We start from the raw sequence: 17,829 nt of genomic DNA, 5'->3' as shown, positions 1-17,829 counted from the left end.
CCGAGGCCGAAGTCGTCTGGTCGCAGGAGCTTCCTACGACTCCTGCCGGTTCGTACCGGCATGGGGTCAAGTTCACCCGATTCGAGCTTCAGGACCGGCTGACCTGGGCGGTATTCATTGCCAAGGCCTTCGGTGGGTAGGCGGCCCTGCGGTGACCGACCACCGACGACCGGCGACCGAAAAAACGGTCATAGGACATCGGTCAACGGTCATCGAGCCGTGAGCCGTGAACCAAGGGCTCGGAGGGACCCTCCTCGGCGGCGCCAAATTCTCCAAGGACTTGATGCGCAGAGGCAACGTTACGCATACTGAGGCGTTGTAATTCTCTAGTGTGGGCCACCCCCGCCTGCGCTACGCTCCGGCGGCGGGACCCCGGCCGCCGCAAGCCAGATGTCGCCTGCCTCGGAAGGAACCCCCTCCTCGCTCTTGGCGCCGTTGGACATTGGACTCTGGACATTGGACTTCGGACCTCGGACTTCGAACTGTGAACTAAGACCGGCGTGCCTTGACCACGACGCGCGCCCGAACGGTGAGGGAATGTCCTCCCTCCTGCACATACTTGAGGAAACCACTCCAGCGAGGGGAGGACCCCCATTTGGTTTGAAGGCTTGTTCTTTCCACATAGGCGGCGGCAACGTCAGGGGAGGGGAAGTGAAAAATCTCCTTCTCCAGGCCGAGGTAGCAGGGATAGAAGCCGGCACTATCGAGGGCCTCTTCCATGGCTGCTTTGCTGTACGCGAAGCGAGAAATGATGCCAGTCTCGCGCCACTGGTCGGTGTGAAAGGCGGCGAAGGCGAGGATGGTCTCCGAATCGAGGCGGGCCGCTTGGGCGATGATGGCATTGGACATACACAGGTGCGCCACGACCAAGTGGATGGGACCCCCGGCCATTGCCTGGTAGTCCGCCTGCTCGGCATCGGCTAGCCGGAAACGGACGTTGGCCATCCCGTGTCGCGCGGTAGCGATCTGGGCCTCCGCTAATGCGGACTCAGACCAGTCAAGGGCAATGATCTCTTGGAACAAAGGAGCGATGGCAAAGGTGAGTCTACCGGAGCCGCACCCGACCTCGATCACGCGTCTCTGGGACGAGGCCTCCTGTCGAATCAATTGAAGGAGGATGGGACTCAGCCCTTCGTGAGGGTCGGTGAGGTCATGATCTGCATTGTAGTCACGATGGGAGATGGTTTCCCGCCAACGGTACTTCACGGAATTTCCTCCATGGGGGCCCCGAGAATAGCAGCGTGAAGCGTCCGTGTAAATTGCCGTACCTTGACTCCCTCTTGAAAGGCATGGTATAGAGACATATCGCACAACCAAGATCGCTGGAACGAGAATCGCGCGCGAGGTGAGACCATGACAGAGCTTGATGAGAAGGAGCCGTTCGAACGCATCGACGTCGAGCAGGCCAAGACACTGATCGGACAAGGTTTCCAGGTTATTGATGTCAGAGAGCCCTTCGAATGGGAGCAGGGCCGTATCCCCAAGGCCACTCACATCCCGCTCAACACCTTGCTGGCACAGGCTCCGGAGCTCCTCACCGGGGATAAGATCATCTTTGTCTGCGCCGAGGGGGCCCGGAGCGCGGTGGCTTGCGAGGTCGCCGCCGCGGTCGGGCGGTCAGATCTGTACAATCTCGAGGGCGGAACAAACGCCTGGGCCAAGGCAGGCAATCCACTAGAGAAATAGCCTTCGGGTTCACCTTTTCCCCTCGCCCATCTCTCCTTGACTGAAATCTCGGGATGGAGAAAATGGGGGGCGGCGTCTGTCGTCCAGCAGGTCTTTGTGTCCCCGAAGGCAGAATCTTCGTGAGGAGAGTAGCATGGAGCTTCACACTGTTGTCATAATCGGTTCTGGACCGGCGGGCTACACCGCGGCTCTCTATGCGGCCCGCGCCAATCTGAAACCCCCGCTCATCGCTGGGGCCCAGCCGGGCGGCCAGCTCACCACCACCACGATGGTGGAAAACTATCCCGCCTTCCCGGATGGGATTATGGGGCCACAGCTGATGGAAGAGATGCAAAAGCAAGCGGAGCGCTTCGGGACGAGGATCCTCCAACGGGAGGCGACCAAGGTGGACCTCGGGGTACGCCCTTTTACCGTGGAGGCCGAGGGGGAGACCTTTCACTGCCGGGCTCTCATCATCGCTACCGGAGCTTCCCCCAACCTGCTGGGCCTCGAGTCGGAACAGCGGTTCATGGGGCGGGGGGTCTCGACCTGCGCCACCTGTGACGGGTACTTCTTTAAGGACCAGGAGGTGGTGGTGGTCGGGGGTGGGGATTCGGCCATGGAAGAGACCCTGTATCTCTCCAAGCTGTGCAGCAAGGTAACGGTGGTCCACCGGCGAGATAAGCTCCGGGCCTCTAAGATCATGCAGGAACGGGCATTCGCGAATTCCAAGGTCGCCTTTGGGTGGCAGAGTAGGATTACCGAGATCCTGGGAGATGAGGCGACCGGGGTAAAGGGGGTCCGTCTCAAGAATCTGAAGACCGAGAAACAGACCGACCTCCCAATCAACGGGGTGTTCATCGCCATCGGACATAGCCCAAACACCGCCCTCTTTCGCGGGCAGCTTCGCATGGACGACCGGGGGTACATCGTCACGGAGAACGGGACCAAAACGAGCGTCCCGGGTGTCTTTGCCTGCGGGGACGTCCAAGATCATGTCTATCGCCAGGCGGTCACTGCTGCAGGGAGTGGATGTATGGCGGCGATGGATGTGGAGCGTTTTCTGGAAACCGAGGGGGGCTAAGGTGACTTCTAGCAGTCAGCAGGCAGCAGTAAGCAATCCGCAATCAACGAACAGCCGTCAGCATTCCGCAGTCAGCAGGCAGATTTGGTATCGCTGGGGTCGCTTCGAATTTTTGCTGACAGCTGACTGCTGATAGTTGATCGCTGCCGGGAGGGGTGATGGCGACGCTCCTTCAGCTCGTCCTGGACGAGCCAGATCGGGGATCTGTCATTGAGGTGGCCCGCCAGCTGGCGGATCTGGTCGACGCTCTCGAGCTCGGTCCTCAGCTACTGCGGGCTGAAGGCCCGCACTTCGTGACGACAATACGAGATACGGCTCCGGATCGACCGCTGATCTGCTGGGCCGAGAGCGAAGCGGAGGCTGATGCGCTGATGACGGTGGGGGTAGAGGGTTTGACGATTCCCGCCACCGCCTCGGATGAGGCGCTCTCCGCGATCATCACACGAGCTCGGGAGGCCGGCAGCCGACTCCTGCTGGATCTCTTAAGCATTTCCGACCCGATGGCGCACGAGGCGCGGTTCAAGAGGCTCAAACCGGACCTCTTGAAAGTCCCCGTGGATGTGAACATCCGTGAGGCGCTGGCCGGACTACGTAAGCTGGAGATCCCCCTTGCCTTTAGCGGGGATTGGAGCGTGGCCCAGGTCCCGTGGCTCCTTCTGTATCGGCCGGTCGCCTTGATAATCGGGCCCGCGGTCGCTGCCGCTCCAGAAGCGAGGAGGATCGTCGAGGCTATCCGCGCCAGGATGGCGGTTACCCCCATGATGAGTCGGTTTTATTAGCTATCAGCCGTCGGGGGTCAGCAGTCAGCTTCAGGACATCTTTGAATACTGGTGACAGCTATTCTCAAGGTGGGCCATGGACTGGGCAAAGCTGGAAGAGCAGCGGCGTTTTTCCCCAGAGAAAATGGTCAAGACCGGTCTTTTTGAGACCGGTCGTTTCTTCTGTGATCTGTACTGCTTCGAGCCGGGGCAAATCCAGAAACCTCATTCCCATTCCGACTCCGATAAGGTGTATGTCGTCCTGGAAGGGCAGGGGCGGTTCCGTGTGGGGGAGGAGGAGCGGGATCTGGGGGTGGCCACCGCGATCCTAGCCCCCGCGGGAGTGGAGCATGGAGTGGTCAATCTCGGACCAGGTCGTCTGGTGGTTTTAGTTTTTATGGCGCCGAAACCCGAGCATTGAGCAGGCACTCCACTCGCTGCCTCAGCCCTTGGATTCTTGTCTTCCTTCCCGGAAACGCCTCCAGACCCCTTTCTCCTGGACGGCCCTCCTTGCAGGGGAAATCGGTCGGTTTAGCGGAAAGAATGCATGGGTGGATCCGGACAATATTCCGCAGGGATGCCGAATCCGGGCGAACAGCCCCACACGGCCACTCGACCCAAACTTGATATTAGCGGTAACTTGTGGTAGACGAAGCATCATATCTCCCTTCCTTCACTTGACTCTGGGAATCCTTGGCCTTCATAAGCGCTTGTCGGATCACGTGTACTTTCTAGGCTTGCCATGACCGTGCTCTTGGTGCATTACCACGAGATCGCACTTAAGGCGAGGAATCGGCCTTTCTTTGTCAACCAACTTGTCCGCAACCTGAAAAGGGCCACTGCCGATTTCCCCGTAAGACGTATCCAGAAGCTCCCGGGCCGCCTTTTGCTCGAGCTTGCCGGAGAGAACGCAGCCCAGGAGGTCGCGGAGCGGGTTCGGCGGGTTTTTGGAGTGGCCAACTGTTGTTCGGCCCTTCGGTGTGACTTAGACCTCGAGGCGCTGAAAGACACGGCCGCCAAGGCCCTTGCCGGGCGGCCCTTTCAAACCTTCAGGGTGACCGCGCGCCGGGCCTACAAGACCTTTCCCCTCACCTCTCCACAACTCAACGAAATTTTGGGAACCTTTGTTCTAGAGCGCTTCCCGGCCAGGGTCGACTTGAAAAACCCTGAACTCACGCTCTTTGTTGATATTCTGCCGAAGGAGGCATTCATCTATCTCGAAAAGGTTCCCGGGCCAGGTGGGCTTCCGGTTGGGGTGGCGGGGCGGGTCATCGCACTCCTTTCCGGTGGAATAGATTCCCCCGTAGCCGCCTATCGAATGATGCGCCGGGGGTGTCAGGTGAGCTTTGTCCACTTTCACGGGGCCCCCTTCCTGGATCGTCGGACCCAGGAGAAGACCAGGGAAATTGTCAAGCTCCTCACCCGCTATCAATACACCTCTCGACTCTACCTCGTCCCCTTTGGTGAGGTCCAGCAGGAGGTGGTGGTGAATACCCCTGCCCCATACCGGGTGCTCCTCTACCGGCGGCTCATGGCCCGGATCGCCGAGCATCTGGCTAGTCTGGAGGGGGCAAAGGCACTGGTCACGGGCGAGAGCCTGGGGCAGGTGGCTTCTCAGACCCTGGAGAACCTCACGGTGATCGAGGAGGCCGTAAAACTCCCCCTGTTCCGCCCCCTGATCGGGATGGACAAAGAGGAAATCACGGAGCAAGCCAAGGAGATCGGGACCTATGAGATCTCCATCCAGCCGGATCAGGACTGCTGCACCCTTTTTGTCCCCCGCCATCCAGCCACCCGGGCGACGATGGATGACATCGGAAGAGCGGAGATGACGCTGGACCTCGACCGTCTGGTAAAGGCGGGTGCGGAGCGAGCAGACGTGGAAGCGTTCACCTCCCCGGAGATCGCATGAACAAGGCCGACGCAGACGGAGGTGGTAGGTGAGGGCGCGTGCCTACTGGGCGCCTGCTTCGTCGTCTTGGGAGTCTTTCTCGTGAGGTGAAATTACATTTCACCTCACTCCTTTTCTTCCCTTGAGCTTCCCTTTTTCCTCCCCCGGACCCATTCCTCGAATGGCGTTGGCTCTCTGAGGAGGGGGATGAACTCTCCGTCACAGTATCGGTGGTTGAGGACCACGGGGATCCACAGAATCCAATCTTCGCGGTCGGAGACCATTTGAGCTTTCAAGGTCCGCGTTTCCACGTCCATCTTAAAGCCATTCGGGATGGCCGAGAGCATCTCGAAGCCCTCTTGGGAGATGGAAGCACAGTGGAGCCCGAGTGGGATGTCCGAGCGCTCTTTGGAAAAACCCTGTATCGAACCGTCATGAGCGTAATACACGTAAGGCATACCAACTCCAAGCGACGGGGCTAGGTCACCTCGCTTGTGATGTCGATCCGGGCCTGCCCCTTCAGGTCCTCTATCCAGCTCGCCCAAATCCACCGCCGCTTCTCTGCCAAGAGCTGTTGCATCCAGGTGGCCTTTTCGTTTTCAAATGCCTCTCGAGTCGCGGCCTCCCGATCCAAGAGGTGAATCAGGAAGAGGGACTTTTGTCCCTCGATCACAGGGCTGATGTCTCCCTCTTTCAAACGGAGGATGGCCAGGTGGAATGCCCGACTATCCGAGGGGTCTACCTCCTCCACGGCCTCGCCCAAGGCGAAGGATTTTGGCTTTTTTGGTTTCAGGCCTGAATTTTGCAAGAGTTTTTCAACGGAGGCCCCCTTCTGGCTCGCCCGTGTCTGGAGCTTTTCGAGGCGGGCCCTGTTCTCCTCGGACCGAGGGAGGCTGACGTAGGCCACACGGACCTTCTCCTTGGCAGCCCGGAAGGACTCCCATGCCTCGGCCTCCGAGACCTTGGCGGACGCCTGAATGAGGGTGGCCAACTTCTCGCGGAGAACCGACTGGCGAACACTTTCTTCGTATCGCTCCGGCGTCAGACGATTGGCCTCCAGCAGTCCGCGATAGCGGTCTCGGCTGAATTTTCCCTCTTCGGCGAACAGGGGGTTATTCATGACAGCGGCGGCCAACTCCTCACGGGAGACGGTGAGCCCATACCGCTCTGCCTCTTGGAGGAGGAGCCGAGAGGTAATGAGGCCATCCAAGACCTGGCGGCGAATCCCCAGGTCTCGGATTAGCTCCTCATTCCACTGATCGCCGTAGATCCGGCGGAGGGTGTCCACCTGCTGGCGGTAGGCCTGTTGAAACTCCTGCCAGGAGATGCGTTCTCCGTTCACAGTGGCGGCCGCCCCAGTTTTGCTGCCGGCGCCGGGACCGGCAGATTGCATCCCGTAGACGACGAAGATGGACACGATGAAGGCGGCAATCACCAGCCAGAGCGTGATGCTCAGAGACTTCAAATTATCGCGCATGGCGCGAAGCATGGTTGCTCCTCTGCAGAGGCTATCCGTCGGTAAAAAGGATACCCAAATTCTTGGTCGGCCCGCAACCCTTTTTTGCTTCGCCGGCGCCACAAATGCTGAAAACATCCTTGTTTTCGCAGGCCAGGTATGTTAGTCATCTATCGACAATCGGGGCGCGAGGGAATCCTCGCGCGGTAGGGGAAAGGAGCAGAACCTATGCTGATGGATTGGTTCTACGGCATGTTTTGCAGCGACCTTGCCATCGACCTCGGGACCGCCAACACGCTCATCTACGTCCGCGGGAAGGGGATCGTCCTCTCCGAGCCTTCGGTGGTGGCGATAAAGAAGGGGACGAACCAGGTTCTGAAAGTGGGAAAGGAGGCGAAGGAAATGGTGGGCCGGACCCCGGCTTCCATCGTCGCCATCCGGCCCCTCCAGGATGGCGTGATCGCCGATTTTGATACCACGGAACAAATGATCCGGGCGTTCGTCGTCAGGATCCACAACCGGAAAGCGCTCGTCCGGCCCCGGATGGTGGTCGGTATCCCCTCCGGGATTACGCAAGTGGAGAAGCGCGCTATTCGGGACTCGGCAGAGCAGGCGGGGGCCCGTGAGGTCTATCTCATTGAGGAGCCCATGGCGGCCGCTATCGGGGCGGGTCTTCCGGTGCAGGAGCCTATGGGGAATATGATCGTTGACATTGGTGGTGGGACCACTGAGGTCGCGGTGATCTCCCTCTCCGGGATCGTTTATAGTCAGTCCATCCGCATCGCCGGCGACGAGATGGATGAAGCCATTATCCAGTACCTGAGGCGGAAGTTTAACCTCCTGGTGGGGGAGCGGACCTCGGAGAACATCAAGATCCAGGCCGGGTCGGCGTATCCCTTCGATGAACCGCGTAGGATGGACATCAAGGGGCGGGATCTGATGGACGGGATTCCCAAGACCATTACGATTACCGACAGTGACATCCGGGAAGCGTTGCATGATCCGATTTACGCCATCGTCGATGCGGTGAAGACCGCCCTGGAACGGACCCCCCCGGAATTGGCGGCGGACATCGCCGAGCGCGGGATCGTCATGACCGGCGGCGGAGCCCTCCTCCAAGGCCTCGATACCCTCATCGGCCTTGAGACGCACCTCAAGGTAACCATGGCCGAGGACCCCCTCTCGTGTGTGGCTCTGGGGGCTGGCAAGGTCTTGGACGAGCTGGACCTCTTGAAGTCGGTCTGTCTGGAGAATTAGGGCGTCCCAGGGGGGACGCCTGCTGCCGACGAAAGGGTTGGGGGGTGCGATGGTGCTTCGCCTGCTCGCGAGGTATCGCCGGACGGTTGTCCTCGGGAGTGCCATCCTCCTCTCCTTTTTCCTGATGACCATGGCGGTGCGGCGAGAAGAGCACCTCACCCCCTTCCTCAAACGCGTCCTGCTGGAGTCGGTCAGCCCATTCCTCAAGGCCACCACATACCTCAGAGATGGCGTCTCGGATATCTGGGGCAATTATGTGGACCTCCGGTCGGTCCGGCAAGAGAATCTGCGCCTCAGGGAGGAAATTGAAGCCTACCAGGTCCGCCTCAGGGTGTTGGAGGAGGCAGGCCGAGAAAATCAACGCCTCCAGACCCTGCTGAACCTCCGGGAGAGCAAGCCCTTCAGCTTTGTTTCAGCCCGGGTCGTTGGGCGGGATACCACCAACTGGTTTCATAGCTTGCTCATCGACCGTGGGAGTCGCCATGGTGTGGAGCGGCACGGGGCGGTGGTCGCTCCCGGAGGGCTCGTTGGCCAGGTGGTGGAGGTCGGCCCCTTCAGCGCTCAAATCCAGATCATCACCGATCCGGTAAGTTCAGTCGGGGTGTTGCTGGAGACCTCGCGGGTCACGGGACTCTTGGTGGGAGCCCAACTTGGCCGCCTGCGGATCAAGTACCTGCCCATCCTGACCGAGGTGCGGGTCGGAGAGGTCGTGATGACGTCGGGTCTCGGGACTGTGTATCCCAAAGGGATCCTGGTCGGGAAGGTGGTAGCTGTCGATAAGCGGATAGGGGCCCTCTTTCAGGAGGCCACAGTCGAACCCAGCATCGACTTTTCTCGCTTGGAAGAGGTCCTGGTAATCGCCGGAGAGCGAGCCGATCTCTCTCGGTCTCAGCGGAGCGGGAAGTGATCTGGCTTGCCGGCGGACTCCTTGCGGTTGTCATTCTGCAGGCGGCCGTCACCCCGATGATGCAGATCGGCGGGGTCCGACCAGATCTCTTCCTCCTCCTCCTGTACCTCGGGAGCTTTAGGATGACTCCCGTCCAGGCCTGCGTGGGAGGGTTCTTGCTGGGCCTCTACCAAGATGCCCTCTCCGGCTCCCCCCTGGGACTGAACGCCTTCACTTTGAGCCTCTTGGGCTACCTGCTGGTTCGGGTGTGGGAGGAACTTGAGGAGACCCGTCTCATCCCTCACCTGCTGCTCATCTTTCTCACCGGGCTCTGTTCGGGCCTCATCACGTTAGGGGTCCTGGCCTTTTTCGGAATGGGGATGGATCTAGGCCAGGCTCTCCTCTGGATTATCCTGCCTCAGACGGCCTATACCACAGCGGTCGGAGGGATTCTGCTGTTCGGCACCAGGCTGGGCCGGGTGCTGGAGGTCAGGCTGTGAGCCGGCCGTGGCAATCTCCTACTCCACTGATCCAGCAAAAGATTCGTTGGACAGTCCTCTTGGTTACGGTGGTTTTTGCCCTACTCTTGTTGCGGCTCTGGTACCTCCAGGTGTTGGAGGGCCGGTACTACGCAACCCTTTCCGCCAGCAACCGGCTCCGCATCCGCTCGGTAGAGGCCCCAAGAGGGTTCATCCTCGATCGGTCTGGCGAGGTCATTGTGGAGAACCGTCCCTCGTTTGATGTGTACGTAATCCCGGCCGCGGTCCCGGATCTTGACGAGGCCGCGCACGCCATTGGGACCGTTCTGGGGCAAGCGCCTGAAGAGATCGTCGCCAAGATTCGTGGTGGTCGTGCCCACCCGTATCGACCGGTTCTTTTGGCGCAAGAGCTTAATGAGCGGACGATGGTGGTCATCGAAGAGCGGAAGATGGATCTGCCTGGCGTAAGCCTCCGCGTTCGTCCGCTCCGCTCCTACGTTGACGGTGGCATCGCCGCCCACCTCGTCGGATATGTAAGCGAGGTGAACCAAGAGCAGTTGCACCTAGAGGCGTATCGGGACTTTCGTCCCGGAGATACCGTGGGGCAGGCCGGGGTGGAGCGGCGGTTGGATTCCTTTGTCCGAGGGATTGATGGGTGGGAGGAGGTCGAAACGGACGCGCAGGGTCGGGTGGTCCGCCTCATGGATCGACTGGAGCCTCAGTCCGGCTTCAGTCTCGTTCTGACCCTTGACAAGAAACTCCAGATGGCCGCGGAGAAGGCCTTCGCTGGAAAGCGCGGCTCCGTAGTAGCCTTGAACCCGCAAACCGGCGAGATCTTGGTGTGGGTCAGTCGGCCCGCATACGATCCGAACCGTTTTGCCAAGCAACTGAGTCGCGAGGCGTGGGAAGAGCTGGTCAACGATCCCACTCATCCTCTCCAGAATCGTCCCATGCAGGCGCAGTACCCCCCCGGGTCGGTTTTTAAGTTGGTGGTGATGGCAGCAGCACTAGAGGCCGGGGCGGTCACGCCCGAGACGGTCTTTAATTGTCCCGGATACTTCAGGCTGGGCCGCACGACCTTTGACGACTGGAAGGAAGGGGGACACGGCCAGCAAGACCTGATGCAGGCGATTACGAACTCGTGTAACGTCTACTTCTACCAGGCCGCGCTGAAAGCAGGGATCGATGCCATCGTGCTGGTGGCCCGGGAGTTTGGGTTGGGCCAGAAGACGGGGATCGGTTTTGGGGACGAGGCGAAGGGGCTGATCCCCTCGCCGTCGTGGAAACAAGAAGTTCTGGGGGAGCGTTGGTATCTGGGGGACACCGTCATTACCGGGATCGGCCAGGGAATGATCCTCGTTACCCCGCTTCAGATGGTGACCCTGGTGGCGGCCATTGCCAACGGGGGGACCGTCTACCGACCCTGGGTAGTAGAGCGGGTGGAGTCCTGGGGAGGAGAGGTCGTGGCCGCCTACGGGCCAGAGCCGGTCCGGAAGGTAAACCTTCGCCCTCGGGTCCTGGAGCTGGTCCGCCAGGGAATGCTCCGGGTGGTGGAGGAAGGAACTGGCCGGGTGGCTCGTATTCGTGGCGTGCGGGTGGCCGGAAAAACTGGCACGGCACAAGTGGTGAAGAAGGAAGCCCACGGCCCCGGGAAGACTGAGGATCACGCGTGGTTCGTCGCCTTTGCCCCATATGAAAATCCGGAGATTGCGATTGCGGTGATTGCCGAAAACGCCGGGAAAGGTGGTTCGGCCGCCGGACCCGTGGCGCGGGCCGTCCTGGAAGCCGCGTTTTCACCTCTGCTAGAGAAGGGTACGGTCGCCCAGGGGCCGTCGCCCGAAAGCCAGTAGTCGGAGAGCACGGCATGTACCTCGATCGTCGGATACTTACAAACTTTGACTGGCGAATGGCTGGTATCACCCTGATTCTCATCGCTGTCGGAATTCTCACTATCTGGAGTGGAAACCTGGGATCCTCCTCTTCTTACAGGCAGGCCCTATATATCCGTCAGATCCTCTGGGGCGCTCTGGGGCTCTGTGGTCTGGTGGCGGCAGCATTCGTCAACTATCGACTCCTGGCACGCTTTGCCTATCCAATTTTTGGGCTTTTGCTCGGCCTCCTCCTCGTGGTCGAGGTGACAGGGGCGGTGGGTTTCGGCGCCCAACGGTGGATCCGAGTCGGGTTCCTGACAGTGCAGCCCTCAGAATTCATGAAGCTTGCCTTGATCATCTTCTTGGCACGCTACTTCGAGGATCGCAAAGAGCACCTGGGTAAGCCACGCCTTATGGCGACCCCTGCGATGGTCGCCCTGGTCCCCATCTTCTTTGTGTTGAGACAGCCGGATCTGGGCACTGCGGCCCTGCTCGGACTGCTCACCCTCTCAATGCTCTTTCTGGTAGGGCTTCGATTGAAGCACCTTCTCTTCCTCGTTTTCGCTGGTGCTGCCCTGACTCCCCTCCTCTGGTCCATGCTGAAGGGGTATCAACAACAGCGGATATGGGCCTTTCTCTTCCCATCGCTCGATCCGCTTGGCGCAGGGTATCACGTTATGCAATCGAAGATCGCCGTAGGGTCGGGAGAGCTCTTGGGGAAGGGGCTGAAGGCGGCTAGTCAGAGCCAGCTCAACTTTCTCCCGGCGAGCCACACCGACTTTATCTTCGCGGTGCTCGCCGAGCAGTGGGGATTCGTTGGTTGCCTCGTCATCTTGCTCCTCTGCTATTTCCTCATCACGCGAGGGCTCGAGATCGCCAGTGAAGCCAAGGATGTGTTCGGGGCCTTGATGGCCTTTGGCATCATGGCTATGGTTATGCTCCAGTTGCTGGTCAATGCTGGGATGGTGTTGGGGATCATGCCGGTGGTGGGTGTCCCGTTTCCCTTGTTAAGCTACGGTGGGTCCTCCCTCCTGGTCGTCTGCCTCGGCGTCGGATTAGTCATTAACGTCCGCATCCGCCGATTCGTGTACTAGCCCGCATTATTCACGAACGGGGGTCTTCGTGAATAATGCGTCCCGCCGCTGCGGCGGGCCTCAAGGCTAGCCCTGAGCGAGGCCCCGCAAACGCGGGGTGGAGTCGAAGCCCGGAGGGCAGATTACTCACCTGTATGTGGGTAATCCGGGCTAGGTCGTTGTTCGTCCGTTTCTCTGGGACCCGGTCTTGGAGATGTGGACCCTGGGCCGACGCGGACCCCATCGGGCATTACGCCCGCCCCCAATTTCCTCTGGGTGCACCTTTCACTCGGCCGTTAAACGGTCCTGCACAACACTCACACAAATCCATAGGCCAGGACGACGCGATCTCAAACACACATTGACAAGGGGCCGAAGCCCGATTACGTTATCGGACACTTTTCCCCCACCGTGTGAAGCCGTCACAGGTCTCCCACAATACCGCCAGACCTCTCCGGACTGGACGGCGGAAGAGTGACCGGGATCCCGCCTGATCGCCCAGAGGGAAAAGAATAGTGAAAACAAGACGGACCTCGCCAGATCCTCCTGGTGGTGGTCGGGGGGTTCGAGCTTCAGTGGGGTAGCGAGCAAAGGAGGAAGGATCATGGATAAGGTGCAAGTCGTCGAGGCGGTGATTAAAGGGATCGGGGATGCCATGAATCGCATTGATCGCGATGCGCAGCGTCAACGAACGGATCCCCAGGTATTCGCTGAGGGATTGCTTGACGGTTTGGCGAATTGCCTGGCTATCGTCGCGACCAACACGATCTTCAAGAGTCAAGTCGAGGATCGCGAGCCTTCCCCCGAGGAAACCGATGCAATGATGGGCCGCTTCTATGATGGGATCAAGAATGCCACCATGGCTTTGATGCGAGTCGAGAGGGATCGAATCAACTGACCCTCTCATGACTCCCACACGTGACAAGAACCGAAGAAGTCGGGGAGAACGCTGACAACAATTCACTGATCGCTTTTTTGCTATGCGGTAGTTGGTACGGGACTGCTCGAACGGAGGGAGCGATGAACCGCCCATCGATGGAAGGCCTAGAGAGCCAGAGCCGCATGGACTGGGCAAGGATCTCCCGCCTCGTTGGACTGGCTGGAGTTGCACTTTTTCTGACCGCCGCCTTTACCCCACTGCCAAATATCTTAATCCGCTGGCTCGGCACGCCGGCTCGCCTTGAGTCGGCAGAGGCAATTGTCGTGCTCGGGGCCGGTGTCGAGCCGGATGGCGTGTTGGGCGATACTTCTATGCGGCGGGCGCTTGAGGGGATGGTCCTACACCGGAAGGGACTCGCCCCCCTCCTGCTCCTTTCGGGCCCTGGCCGTGGCGAGGGCCCGGCAGAGGCCGAGGTACGGGAGGAACTGGCTCGTGCGCTGGGGATCTCGCCGGAAGTGATCCTCACAGAGAGCAAGGCACAGACCACGCGGGAGGAAGCCGTCAAATCGGGGGCACTCCTTCGGGAAAAGGGTGTCCGGAGAATTCTCTTGGTGACCGGCTCGCACCATATGGCGAGGGCCCAACGGTTATTTGAGCGGGCTGGCTTTGAGGTTCTCGCGGCACCAACTGACGAAGTCTCAAGCGAGGCTTCGAGTCCCGAGGGACGCCTCCGGCTTATGCGTCGAACCCTGCAGGAGCTCCTGGCTCGATTCTATTACCGGGCGGCCGGCTACCTGTAAACGATGGAGGAGGCATGGAGCAAGTCTTTAGCCTGATCCTGGTCGGTTTCACCTCGGCGGGCGCTTATGTGCTTGGCACAAGAGTGCTCGGCCTGCCGGCGCGCGACATCCGAAAGGCGGTCGGCAAGATGCTCGAGTGTTTCGGGATCAGCCTGGTTTTCTTCGTGGTAAACCTGAGCGCTGGAGTCATTGGTATCCTGGTCGCGCGCGTCACTATACGGGGATTTGTATCGCTGTACATGGCTGCCGACGTGACAGTGCTGTTCCTTTCGGTCCTCCAGGGTCTCACCTTCGTGTGGTGGCGGGATCTGTCGGTGCCGTGACAGAGGAATTTTTCCCATGAACTTTCTCCTCCTGGTCCTCTTGTTGGTATGTATTTTTTGCCTCGGCTTCGGCCTGGGCATGGCCTATCAAGAAAAGTATAGATCCAGGCAAGCCCTGTCGGCGACTCCAGAGCCGGGTGACGATGAGGTTCTAATCTTCGACCGGGTCACTTTCGGACTGTCGCAGCTGCCTAACATCGAAGAGGCGAAAGCCTTCGAGGACGCCCAGACCGAGGTGATGCGCGAAGTCGGAGAGCAGTATGGCCTGAGCGCGGCAGCGGTCGCCGCAATCTACCGTCGGGTCTGGCACAAGCAGTACGGTGCCCAGGCCTGATGTGCCAGCGCGGTAACTTGACAAGCCGCGCTGGAACTTGTTGTAATAGAAGTTCTTTGTGACTGTGGTCACAAAGTCCACTCTTGTCTCGGAGGCTTGATGGACTACAAGGCGACACTCAACCTCCCCAAGACGTCTTTTCCCATGAAGGCTAACCTGACGGAGCGCGAGCCCGAAATTCTGCGTTCCTGGGAAGAGCGCGGGATCTATCACAAGCTCCGGGAGCTTCGGGCAGATCGCCAGTTGTGGATCCTTCACGATGGCCCGCCATACGCCAACGGCCACATCCACATGGGCCACGCGCTGAACAAGATCTTGAAAGACTTAGTGGTCAAGTCCCGGTCCATGATGGGTTATAACGCCGTCTATGTTCCGGGCTGGGACTGCCATGGCCTACCCATCGAGCTCCAGGTCGACAAGGAACTGGGGGACCGGGCGAAGGCGGTCGGCGTACTGGAGAAGCGGCGGCTTTGCCGAGAGTACGCGGCCCGCTTTATCGACGTGCAGCGAGACGAGTTCAAGCGCCTCGGGGTGCTGGGGGATTGGGAACATCCTTATACAACCATGGACTATCACTACGAAGCAGTCATCCTGCGAGAGCTTGCCAAATTCGTCGGGGCGGGCAGCGTCTACCGGGGCCTGAAACCGGTCCACTGGTGCGCCACCGACCAGACTGCTTTGGCCGAAGCAGAGGTGGAGTACGACGACCACCGCTCCCCCTCGATTTATGTGAAGTTTCCAGTGAAGGATGCCAAAGGAAAATTTGCCGTCAATCCGGTCCACGGAACGTCCTTTGTCATATGGACCACCACACCCTGGACCCTCCCTGCCAATCAGGCGATTGCCGTGAACCCCAACCTAATGTACCGTCTCGTGAAGACCCCGGCAGGAGAGCTGATTCTGTCCCAGGAGCTGGTCGCCGCGTGCATGAAGGCATTTCGATACTCCGAGGACGAGTACAAGGTGACAGGGGGGGCCTGGCCAGGGACGGAATTGGAAGGCATCCTTTGCCAGCATCCGTGGATGCCAAAAGAGGTACCGGTGGTCCTGGCGGAATACGTCAGCACAGACCGGGGGACCGGCTGTGTCCATACGGCCCCAGGACACGGAGCCGAAGACTACGAGACTGGCCTGCGCTATGGCCTCAAGGTTGAGAATCCTGTGGACGATGAGGGACGATTTATTGGGGACCTTCCTCTCTTTGGCGGGATGAATGTCTGGGAGGCCAACCCCAAGATCATCGCCGAGCTCCGCCGCCGCGGAAACCTGGTGGCTGAAGGGATCGTTGATCATTCCTATCCCCACTGCTGGCGGTGCAAAAACCCCACTATCTTCCGCGCCACCGAGCAGTGGTTTATCTCGATGGAAGAGAATAACCTCCGCCAACGGGGGCTGGAGTGGGTCCGGAAGGTGAAATGGATTCCCCCCTGGGGAGAGGAACGAATCTACAACATGATCCAGACCCGGCCGGACTGGTGCATTTCCCGGCAGCGGGCCTGGGGGGTGCCTATTGCCGCCTTCTACTGCCAGGCGTGTCACCATACCCTTGCTAAACAGGACCTCATGGAGCACGTGGCAGACATCATGGAACGCGAGGGTTCCGACGTTTGGTTCCTGAGGAGTGCGGGAGAATTACTGCCTCCGGACACGCGCTGCAAGTGCGGTGGCACGGAGTTTACGAAAGAGGACGACATCCTCGATGTCTGGTTTGACTCGGGTGTGAGCCATGCAGCGGTGCTGGAGAAGCGGCGGGACCTACGATGGCCGGCAAAGATGTATCTCGAGGGGAGTGATCAGCACCGGGGCTGGTTCCATAGTTCCCTCCTGGCCGCGGTGGGGACGAGGGATCGGGCGCCCTATGAGGAGGTCTTGACTCACGGCTTTGTCGTAGACGGAGAGGGCCGGAAGATGTCCAAGTCGCTGGGGAACGTCATTGCCCCACAAGAGGTCATGGCCGCCCACGGGGCCGAAATCCTCCGTCTGTGGGTAGCGGCGGAGGATTACCGTGATGACGTCCGGCTCTCCTCCGAAATTCTCACCCGTCTCGTCGAGGGCTATCGCCGGATCCGAAACACCTGCCGTTATCTCCTCGGCAACCTCTACGACTTTGATCCCAGGGCGCACCTGGTGCCCCGGGAGGCGCTCCTCGAGATCGACCGGTTCATCCTGCACCGGCTCCAAAATCTCACCGGGCGACTGCTCCGGGCCTATGACAGGTACGAATTTCACATCCTCTTTCACGCCATCCACAACTTCTGCGCTGTGGATCTGTCCGCCTTTTATTTCGACGTGCTCAAAGATCGAGTGTACACCTTTCACGCGGCGTCCCCCGAACGGCGGGCAGCTCAAACCGCCATGTACCTCATCCTGCAGAGCCTCACCCGGCTCATGGCGCCGGTTCTCTCCTTCGCCGCCGAGGAGGTCTGGGGCTATATCCCCCGGCGCGGCGATGAGCCGGAGAGCGTGCACCTCACCGAGTTTCCCAAGGTGGACGAGGCATACGTGGACGAGGTACTCGCGGAGCGATGGGAGCGGCTTCTCCGAATCCGTGACGAGGGACTCAGGGCGTTAGAGGAAGCGAGGAAGCGCAAGTTGATCGGGAATGCCGTGGAAGCTAAGGTGGAGATCCAGGCCAGTCCTGCTTTGCTACCATTCCTGCAAAGCTATGAGAAGGATCTGTGCACCATCCTCATTGTCTCCGCGCTAGAGCTCAAGCCGGCACCTCCGGACGGGCCGGAACTATCCGTCGTGGTGCACCGGGCCCCGGGACAAAAGTGTGAACGGTGCTGGACGTACCGGGAAACTGTCGGCTCCTCCAGGGACCATCCGACCATCTGTGACCGCTGTGTTGCCGTCCTAGGGAGTTCATAGTCCATGGTTCACGGTTCATGCTAGTGCCCCTCCAACTCACTTCTCCTAAGCACCGCAGGGTTCCGCCGGGGGCACTGAGGGGTTGTAGGGGAGAGGCTCCCCTACGCCTGGGGGGTGCTCAGCGAGGCGAACGCCGAGCGCCGAAGGGGGGCCTGCCCCCCTAGCGGAAGTGCCGCACCAGCGCGGAATACTAGTGAGAAA

The 17,829-nt window shown here is 60.0% G+C and carries 18 protein-coding genes; 15 read left to right on the top strand and 3 right to left on the bottom strand.

Annotated features, from left to right (window positions below):
* Positions 1–489: 489 nt before the first annotated feature.
* Positions 490–1,206 carry a class I SAM-dependent methyltransferase gene (locus O6929_06785; GenBank protein ID MCZ6480091.1) on the bottom strand — a complete coding sequence of 239 codons (717 nt, stop codon included), beginning with the start codon at positions 1,204–1,206 and terminating at the stop codon, positions 490–492.
* 147 nt (positions 1,207–1,353) lie between these two features.
* Between O6929_06785 and O6929_06780 the strand changes: the two genes are divergently transcribed.
* From O6929_06780 to thiI, 5 genes are all read left to right on the top strand, one after another.
* Positions 1,354–1,686: a rhodanese-like domain-containing protein gene (locus tag O6929_06780; GenBank protein ID MCZ6480090.1), complete on the top strand. Its 333-nt coding sequence runs from the start codon at positions 1,354–1,356 to the stop codon at positions 1,684–1,686.
* 133 nt (positions 1,687–1,819) lie between these two features.
* The gene (gene trxB / locus O6929_06775) at positions 1,820–2,749 is read left to right on the top strand and encodes a thioredoxin-disulfide reductase (protein ID MCZ6480089.1); all 930 of its coding nucleotides are present in this window, start codon (positions 1,820–1,822) and stop codon (positions 2,747–2,749) included.
* A gap of 158 nt (positions 2,750–2,907) precedes the next feature.
* Positions 2,908–3,528 (top strand): hypothetical protein, encoded by a 621-nt coding sequence (locus tag O6929_06770; GenBank protein ID MCZ6480088.1) that lies wholly within the window; start codon positions 2,908–2,910, stop codon positions 3,526–3,528.
* A 76-nt stretch (positions 3,529–3,604) separates the two neighbouring features.
* A complete protein-coding gene (locus tag O6929_06765) occupies positions 3,605–3,928 on the top strand; it encodes a cupin domain-containing protein (GenBank protein MCZ6480087.1) in 324 nt (107 codons plus the stop codon).
* Positions 3,929–4,249: 321 nt separating this feature from the next.
* Positions 4,250–5,419, top strand: a complete 1,170-nt coding sequence (gene thiI, locus O6929_06760) for a tRNA 4-thiouridine(8) synthase ThiI (GenBank protein MCZ6480086.1) — start codon at positions 4,250–4,252, stop codon at positions 5,417–5,419.
* Positions 5,420–5,523: 104 nt separating this feature from the next.
* Here the strand turns inward: thiI and O6929_06755 are convergent, their stop codons facing one another.
* Together O6929_06755 and O6929_06750 are read right to left on the bottom strand one after the other, a co-directional pair.
* Complete coding sequence (locus O6929_06755; GenBank protein ID MCZ6480085.1) at positions 5,524–5,856, bottom strand: hypothetical protein; 333 nt, start codon at positions 5,854–5,856, stop codon at positions 5,524–5,526.
* A gap of 20 nt (positions 5,857–5,876) precedes the next feature.
* Positions 5,877–6,887 carry a SurA N-terminal domain-containing protein gene (locus O6929_06750; GenBank protein MCZ6480084.1) on the bottom strand — a complete coding sequence of 337 codons (1,011 nt, stop codon included), beginning with the start codon at positions 6,885–6,887 and terminating at the stop codon, positions 5,877–5,879.
* A 195-nt stretch (positions 6,888–7,082) separates the two neighbouring features.
* Between O6929_06750 and O6929_06745 the strand changes: the two genes are divergently transcribed.
* The 10 genes from O6929_06745 (at position 7,083) to ileS (ending at position 17,628) form a co-directional block, all read left to right on the top strand.
* Positions 7,083–8,111, top strand: a complete 1,029-nt coding sequence (locus O6929_06745) for a rod shape-determining protein (GenBank protein MCZ6480083.1) — start codon at positions 7,083–7,085, stop codon at positions 8,109–8,111.
* Between the two features lie 49 nt (positions 8,112–8,160).
* Positions 8,161–9,018, top strand: coding sequence for a rod shape-determining protein MreC (mreC, locus tag O6929_06740; protein MCZ6480082.1), 858 nt, complete (start codon positions 8,161–8,163; stop codon positions 9,016–9,018).
* Positions 9,015–9,497, top strand: a complete 483-nt coding sequence (gene mreD / locus O6929_06735) for a rod shape-determining protein MreD (GenBank protein ID MCZ6480081.1) — start codon at positions 9,015–9,017, stop codon at positions 9,495–9,497. Before mreC ends, mreD begins: the two co-directional genes overlap by 4 nt.
* On the top strand, positions 9,494–11,326 hold the full coding sequence (gene mrdA, locus O6929_06730; protein ID MCZ6480080.1) for a penicillin-binding protein 2: 1,833 nt from the start codon (positions 9,494–9,496) through the stop codon (positions 11,324–11,326). The genes mreD and mrdA overlap by 4 nt, the downstream gene beginning before the upstream one ends.
* A gap of 14 nt (positions 11,327–11,340) precedes the next feature.
* The gene (rodA, locus tag O6929_06725; GenBank protein ID MCZ6480079.1) at positions 11,341–12,441 is read left to right on the top strand and encodes a rod shape-determining protein RodA; all 1,101 of its coding nucleotides are present in this window, start codon (positions 11,341–11,343) and stop codon (positions 12,439–12,441) included.
* A gap of 583 nt (positions 12,442–13,024) precedes the next feature.
* Positions 13,025–13,318, top strand: coding sequence for a hypothetical protein (locus O6929_06720; protein MCZ6480078.1), 294 nt, complete (start codon positions 13,025–13,027; stop codon positions 13,316–13,318).
* A 137-nt stretch (positions 13,319–13,455) separates the two neighbouring features.
* A complete protein-coding gene (locus O6929_06715) occupies positions 13,456–14,100 on the top strand; it encodes a YdcF family protein (GenBank protein ID MCZ6480077.1) in 645 nt (214 codons plus the stop codon).
* Positions 14,101–14,114: 14 nt separating this feature from the next.
* A complete protein-coding gene (locus tag O6929_06710; protein MCZ6480076.1) occupies positions 14,115–14,423 on the top strand; it encodes a hypothetical protein in 309 nt (102 codons plus the stop codon).
* 16 nt (positions 14,424–14,439) lie between these two features.
* Positions 14,440–14,757: a hypothetical protein gene (locus tag O6929_06705; protein MCZ6480075.1), complete on the top strand. Its 318-nt coding sequence runs from the start codon at positions 14,440–14,442 to the stop codon at positions 14,755–14,757.
* 99 nt (positions 14,758–14,856) lie between these two features.
* Entirely contained in the window at positions 14,857–17,628 is a 2,772-nt protein-coding gene (gene ileS, locus O6929_06700) for an isoleucine--tRNA ligase (protein MCZ6480074.1), read from the top strand.
* Positions 17,629–17,829: the final 201 nt, after the last annotated feature.

This window comes from Candidatus Methylomirabilota bacterium, assembly GCA_027293415.1.
Lineage (GTDB): Bacteria > Methylomirabilota > Methylomirabilia > Methylomirabilales > CSP1-5 > CSP1-5.
Note: the sequence above shows the minus strand (reverse complement) of the source record. Positions and strands in the feature narration are given on the sequence as shown.

Bases quoted from the DNA above. Each gene is read 5' to 3' on its own strand.
- O6929_06765 (MCZ6480087.1), top strand. From the start codon at position 3,605: ATGGACTGGGCAAAGCTGGAAGAGCAGCGGCGTTTTTCCCCAGAGAAA.
- thiI (MCZ6480086.1), top strand. From the start codon at position 4,250: ATGACCGTGCTCTTGGTGCATTACCACGAGATCGCACTTAAGGCGAGG.
- O6929_06715 (MCZ6480077.1), top strand. From the start codon at position 13,456: ATGGAAGGCCTAGAGAGCCAGAGCCGCATGGACTGGGCAAGGATCTCC.
- O6929_06750 (MCZ6480084.1), bottom strand. From the start codon at position 6,887: ATGCTTCGCGCCATGCGCGATAATTTGAAGTCTCTGAGCATCACGCTC.
- rodA (MCZ6480079.1), top strand. From the start codon at position 11,341: ATGTACCTCGATCGTCGGATACTTACAAACTTTGACTGGCGAATGGCT.
- O6929_06755 (MCZ6480085.1), bottom strand. From the start codon at position 5,856: ATGCCTTACGTGTATTACGCTCATGACGGTTCGATACAGGGTTTTTCC.
- O6929_06770 (MCZ6480088.1), top strand. From the start codon at position 2,908: ATGGCGACGCTCCTTCAGCTCGTCCTGGACGAGCCAGATCGGGGATCT.
- O6929_06745 (MCZ6480083.1), top strand. From the start codon at position 7,083: ATGCTGATGGATTGGTTCTACGGCATGTTTTGCAGCGACCTTGCCATC.
- mreC (MCZ6480082.1), top strand. From the start codon at position 8,161: ATGGTGCTTCGCCTGCTCGCGAGGTATCGCCGGACGGTTGTCCTCGGG.
- O6929_06780 (MCZ6480090.1), top strand. From the start codon at position 1,354: ATGACAGAGCTTGATGAGAAGGAGCCGTTCGAACGCATCGACGTCGAG.
- O6929_06710 (MCZ6480076.1), top strand. From the start codon at position 14,115: ATGGAGCAAGTCTTTAGCCTGATCCTGGTCGGTTTCACCTCGGCGGGC.
- ileS (MCZ6480074.1), top strand. From the start codon at position 14,857: ATGGACTACAAGGCGACACTCAACCTCCCCAAGACGTCTTTTCCCATG.
- trxB (MCZ6480089.1), top strand. From the start codon at position 1,820: ATGGAGCTTCACACTGTTGTCATAATCGGTTCTGGACCGGCGGGCTAC.
- O6929_06720 (MCZ6480078.1), top strand. From the start codon at position 13,025: ATGGATAAGGTGCAAGTCGTCGAGGCGGTGATTAAAGGGATCGGGGAT.
- O6929_06705 (MCZ6480075.1), top strand. From the start codon at position 14,440: ATGAACTTTCTCCTCCTGGTCCTCTTGTTGGTATGTATTTTTTGCCTC.